This is a genomic window from Candidatus Acidiferrales bacterium, from assembly GCA_036514995.1.
Classification (GTDB): Bacteria; Acidobacteriota; Terriglobia; order Acidiferrales; family DATBWB01; genus DATBWB01.
In genome coordinates this window covers 1-5644 of the sequence record DATBWB010000050.1, presented here as the reverse complement: position 1 = coordinate 5644, position 5644 = coordinate 1, and the positions used below count along the sequence as shown (strand labels likewise).

6 protein-coding genes are annotated in these 5644 nt (G+C 57.9%); all 6 read right to left on the bottom strand.

What is annotated here, in order from left to right; translation table 11 throughout:
- Positions 1–217: DUF2442 domain-containing protein (locus VIH17_03645; protein HEY4682326.1), on the bottom strand; the 217-nt coding region annotated here is incomplete at its 3' end.
- 575 nt (positions 218–792) lie between these two features.
- A complete protein-coding gene (locus VIH17_03640) occupies positions 793–1068 on the bottom strand; it encodes a hypothetical protein (protein ID HEY4682325.1) in 276 nt (91 codons plus the stop codon).
- 500 nt (positions 1069–1568) lie between these two features.
- Positions 1569–1862: an antibiotic biosynthesis monooxygenase gene (locus tag VIH17_03635; protein ID HEY4682324.1), complete on the bottom strand. Its 294-nt coding sequence runs from the start codon at positions 1860–1862 to the stop codon at positions 1569–1571.
- Positions 1863–3523: 1661 nt separating this feature from the next.
- On the bottom strand, positions 3524–4018 hold the full coding sequence (locus VIH17_03630; protein ID HEY4682323.1) for a hypothetical protein: 495 nt from the start codon (positions 4016–4018) through the stop codon (positions 3524–3526).
- Positions 4019–4207: 189 nt separating this feature from the next.
- The gene (locus VIH17_03625; GenBank protein HEY4682322.1) at positions 4208–4816 is read right to left on the bottom strand and encodes a hypothetical protein; all 609 of its coding nucleotides are present in this window, start codon (positions 4814–4816) and stop codon (positions 4208–4210) included.
- An 89-nt stretch (positions 4817–4905) separates the two neighbouring features.
- On the bottom strand, positions 4906–5364 hold the full coding sequence (locus VIH17_03620) for a hypothetical protein (GenBank protein ID HEY4682321.1): 459 nt from the start codon (positions 5362–5364) through the stop codon (positions 4906–4908).
- Positions 5365–5644: the final 280 nt, after the last annotated feature.

Below are 5644 nucleotides of genomic sequence, written 5' to 3'. Positions count from 1 at the left end.
CAATGTCCTCATCCAGGTCCGGCCAGTGAATCCCCTCTCCTCGCCCAATCAGCCTCCAGTGGCGACGCTCGGCCGGTGTTCCGTTCGCCAGACGCGGATACCACTGCACGGGTACCGTGACCGTCCGGCCGTCCACTAGATCTACGATGAGTTCTTCGTGTGTAACTCGCACCTTCTCGGCCCGGGCAACCCGACCCTTACTCACCAAAGAACTCATGCCACGCCTCCAACAGCCTAGATTCGTTCCGCTCCACCAGTCCCCTCAACCGGTTAATCTCAGCCCGATTGAACCCCCGGCTCTCGTGGAGTCGGACCGGAACCAACCAGAACTTCGCCCGCTTCGCCTCGCGTTCCACATGCACGTGAGGCGCCTCCCCGCGATCGGCCGAGTAGAAAAAGAACCGGTACGGGCCGGCGCGCAGGATGGTTGGCATCGCCGTTAGTATATACCGGTCCACCGGCCGCGTTCTTCCAGGTGCCACTCTGCGGGTCTGCCTAACGGCCCCGAGCTGAGCCGCCCGACGGCTCCGGCTCACGCTCCCCCGTTTTCGCGCACCCTGGCAGGCAACAGACCGTCGCGTTTTCGCCAGCTAGGAGGGTCGGCTCCAGCGAGTAGTCAGGCTGCTTCGCATGGGAATTACCTGAAACCCACCGCATGGATTGGGCCGCGGCCATGAATGCGTCGCTCTGGATGCTTCTGAACGCTCCTACCTGCGGCGGTCGCGAAAGTAGCTTATCCCTGTCAAAACGACCCCAAGCGCGACCACTCCCATGAGCACAAGGAAGAATGGGTCACGCGCGTACGTACAAACCAAGCAGGACGACGAGAATCATCGCGCGAACGACCAGCGTCCAAGGATATAGCACCTCCACCCGATGGCGCACGATCTGGAGTATCAGGATGCCGAGGGCTAGCAGGACGACTCCGAGGAGGCGGGGGAAGACGTCCCCGTAATTACCGTTTGATAGGAGCAACTTGAGGGCCAGTTGGGGGGCCAGGATGAGAGCTACTCCTGCAACAATCAAATAGGCGAAAAGATAGTAGAGACTGAGATGTGTCCTCTTCATGTGCGGCTCCTTCTCAGGAACTATGGCTCCCGTCCGCGGGTTTCTTGGGGTGCATTGGCTTCTCGAAGCAGCCTAACGATAAAGCTCAGTGGCGTGGCGGGGCTGGCAAGGCGAGCCGGGTTGACCCGAGACAACCCTAGCCTGGGGCTCCCGCTCTCAGGTGGCGCCAGCCACGTCCACTGCAGCGGATGTTAGGCTGCCACTATTACTGAGGAGGATATCCGTTCCTTTTTCGATTTCTGTCAATTAATATCCTCATTGAATTATGTCAAGAACGAAGGATTCTCTGTCATAAGTACGATGTGAAATCCACCAAGACTTTCAATCGGCTATCCTGCGAGGCATGCAGCAGCGCTCCCATACTCGATTGCTGTCCAGTCCGAAGGTTTATCCGTTATGTATTCTCCATCTCGTTCGCAAGGAAATAACTTTAGCACCACACCGTCCGGCCCTCTCCGCGAGGCCGGGCGCGGGGTGCTGACAGTGACACCGGCCGCCCGTCAAGGCAGTTGCCTGATGATCGTAGCCCTGAATGGCGCGGCCAACATCTCCGACAGAGGTGCGTAGACGCCGCTGGCCGCAGCCTCCTGCATGTGCGCCACCCGCGCCTCGGCCGACTCCCAATCGGCGATCTCAACCAGCATGTCGGGGTTATCGAGCACCTCGTAGCGCGTGCTACCCAGGAAACCACGCTGGCCTGGTCCATGGTTCGCCACAATGCTCTCGATTAGACTCTTGAGCTCAGCCCGTTTGCCTGGTTTAGCTTGCAGTTCGACGATCACCTTGATTGCCACTTCATCCTCTCCTTTCCTTTCGACTGTAAGTCAGCTCTGCTTCGGCAGATGCTCCTGGCAGCCTAACGTTCCGCTTCAGCCGCTTGGCCGGAGCGCCGCGCCTTTGGCGGCGCGGAGGCCAAGTCGGGTGCAGGCAATGGTTGGGCGGCGATGCTATTGAGTAGCATTAGTTTTAGCGCGTACCAAGAAGATGCCTAGCACAATCATCCATACTAGCCACAGCAGGCTTCCAATCAGGCCTGTTTCAGGCACAACGGGGAAATTGGGGATTACGGTAGCCAGTAGTTCCGTTTGCGCCAATGAATACACAACGGATGCCAGAATCCCAAACCAAGCCAGCCACGGCTTGAAGAGATTTGACTTGAACATCGCAAGGCTGATCAGCAACATCCAGATAATAGTGAAGGTTTGTCCAATGTGTTCACCAGGAACGACACCGCCATACTGATGAACCGCTTGAAAGACAATAACGGCGGATTCTTTTGTGGCGGTACTGGCAGTGGCTCAGTGTATGTCCTCGCTAGGACCGGAACAACAAATGTCCAGCGGAGTAAACCAATCATCTGTGCGGCTCCGCCGATGACTCCAACTACAGTCCCGCTTCATAGATAAGGTGTATCTTCCCGCTCCAACATTTTTCAACATAACAATCGCAAAAAGCAAGGGGATGCCTACCCAAGCAAATGCAAGCCAGGTGAATATGAGGCCCGTTCCACCCTCCTGATACCGAGTCAATATGTGTCCAGTCGGCTCTCGTAGAATGTCGGGATAGTCAAAGTTCATGATGAGCAAGGTGTAGGGGATGTTGACCAGCGCGGCCCCGACAATGAACAAGATGCCCGTAAGTCTTTGATGCCAAGTGGTGTTCACTCGTGTATTCTCCTTATCTGTTCAGCGTGATGCCGTGTGAACTCGCGCCGCCTAACGCCTGAATTAAGCCGTGCCACGAAGTGGCGTCGGCTTGAATGAAGAGTTAGGCCTTAGGGCCCTGCCTGTATTGCAGGATCCTCTCGACCCGCTCCAGGTACTCCTGCCTGTACTTACTTAGGCTAGCCGCGAATTCCTCCGACGCCTCAAGTATGCAGGCGCCAAGCCTCTCGGTCAGTTGAGTCATGTTCTGGTTCTCCGAGTAGTCCCACTGCTTAGGAGCGGTAGGCACGACGGTCTCGATGCGATCAGCCCACTGCGTATTGGGGAAGTAAGTCCAAGGGAACTCCATGGGCAGGTCCCGGAACGTCAGCCCACAATTGACGTAAAACGAGCGGCCCCATGGGCCGTTCCACCGGGACGCTTGGATGTTGAACAGTTCAGTGTAGTCAGCGTGCTCGCGAGAGAACGTCGCAGATTTCTTACGGAAACCTAGCGGCTTGAGCACAGTCCTGTGCAACCTGGATAGGGTTGAGGATAGGCTCTTGTCCATGAGGTCTAACGGTCGGAATAACCTGCGCGCGGAGCCATAACGGAGCGCGTCGGGTTCATGCCGGTGTTAGCCCGTGCCCTTTCCTGTTAGAACAGAGCGCAACGTACCGTGTTCCCTGACGAAGACGGTGAAACCCTGGCTGTAGGCTTTCCCTATTTTGCAGGCTCGCGCTTTTCAAACCAGAGCGCGTAGCCCATCCACACCAGACCGAGGCCAAATACCGCTGCGCCGGAGTCGCCGATCACATGCGGCAGCGGGCCGCTAAGAAGGGAGATTTCCTGTGAGAATATCGCGAAGACAAAAACGATACCCCGATGCTCATCAAAAGACCTGACCAACGGGGCAACACACTTGCGCGCATCGTACCGATGCCAAAAAGGAGGTAGCCCAAGCCAAATCCAAGAGGCAAGAGCGGCAATGCAAATGTGGCCGCGGTCCTTGCTTGATCAAAAATCGCAGCCGCCTCCGCAGCGACCAAGGGTATGACAGTACCAGACATGAACTGTATGGCTCCGCCAAAGGCAGTGCCGATGAACGCCAGAATGAAACCTACCAGCCCGAGCCAGCCTGTCTTTTCCACTTGCCGAGCATACAATCCCATAAGGCCCAACTGCATGAGTATTAGTGACACCCACCCGAGCAGATGCGCCGTCACCCAGTTGGGACTCAGGAAGTCGGCAAGAGTTTCACCAGCAGGATGAATGAAGGCAGCGAGAGCGAACAGTATGCCTGCCAAGAGGCTTATCAGTCCACTCCAACGGATTAGATTTCTAGTTGACACTTTCATCACTCCTTTCGTTGGCAGCACTCAAACGGATCGTAAGGCGCATATTTTGCCGAACTCGTTTACCCACCGCGATAGTACAGAGCGGGCTAACGTTCGCGGTGAGCGGCCCGCAGTAGGCGGGCCTGCTCCACCGCGCTGTTAGCCAGCCTCACCCTGCCCCAGCCCGAACCGTGGGTGCTGGAATCGCCACTTCACGCTGCCATCCCCGGGGACAATCACTACTGACAGTGGAATGTAATGCCAGCGGGAGAGCGTCTCCGACGAAGCAATGAGACGCGGTTGGAACTTTGGGGCATCATCATCCAATGCCACAATCAATTCGATATCAGCTGGGTGCAACTGGTCACCGGCCGCGGCTTCCTCCTGAGCCGACACGCTGGACTTCGCGTTGAACAGCGACTTCAAGGAGACTTGCCGCGAGCGGAGGACCCGCCCGTGGCTCAGGTCGGACGCAAGGTTCCTCATCCTCTCTACCCCAGCCTGCCCGAGGTTCAGGGCGTGCGTATAGTACTTCAGGAGCTGCCCAATCACGTCGGCTGCGGCGCGCCCATCGGCAGCGCGCTTGGCCTCAACGAGGACGACCTTCGTGCGCTGCGAAGGGAACAGAACTAGGTCAACGAAGCCGCTCTGATTGCCGATCTGGGCCTGGTACAGCGCAACCGCGCCAGGGAAGCCGAGGAGTCCCGGATCCAGTGCGAGCGGCTTCCAGATGCGTTCCTCGGCGTAGGGTCGACTAGGGTCCGCCATGAGCACGTCACCTGCCGTTGGACAATCCCAGCTGGCTAACGACATCGGCATCAGCTGAGGCGCGGAGCGCCGTCAGGTGCATGTCGCTGTTAGGCTGCTCGAATCAGCACTCCAGTGCGCAAAACTTGCTCGCCTTCAATGAGGACACGAAGCGTATAGGTGATTGGGAAGAGTTCGGATTCCGACAGTCCCAAACGCGAGAGCAACCCTTCTCTCACTTCCTGAAAACCGAACATCCCTGGACTTGGGATGGGTAGGTGGTCGGATCCAAGCAAGACGACTCCACCGCTGATCTCGACAGGCTCTTCAGCCGTAGTGACGGTGACGAAACCGCTATACGCACGCCCGCACGCGGCCTTGAAGTCAGCAGCCACTTGCAGCGAGTACTCCCCTCTACGCACGAGCTGAGTGTTGAGCGGGCGAACCCAGGTTTCGTCGCGACCCTCGATGCCTTCTTCATCCAGGGCGAACTCCCAGACCGGAAACGTCGAAAGGTCGCTGGCTGCGAGGTGATCTGCTGGCTTTCGGGTCTTCAGGGTAACTTGCATTTCTCTACTCTCCGCCGCGCTCCCGTGTGCGCGGCCTAACGCTCCCGCTCAGCCGCGGCGGGCGCATGCCCTCGTGACTTCAACCCCGCACCTGACGCCCGCCGGCGGCTGGAGCAGGTAGTTGGGCGACTTGCCGAGCTGTCGATCACGACCACCCCAATTCCTTAGCGTACACCTCGTATCGGTCCTCTTGAATCTCCGCCAGACCTCGGTCGGTCACCCTGAATTCATGCGGGCCGTAGCCATGCCGTTCAACCTGATCTTCGAACGTCAGACAGTC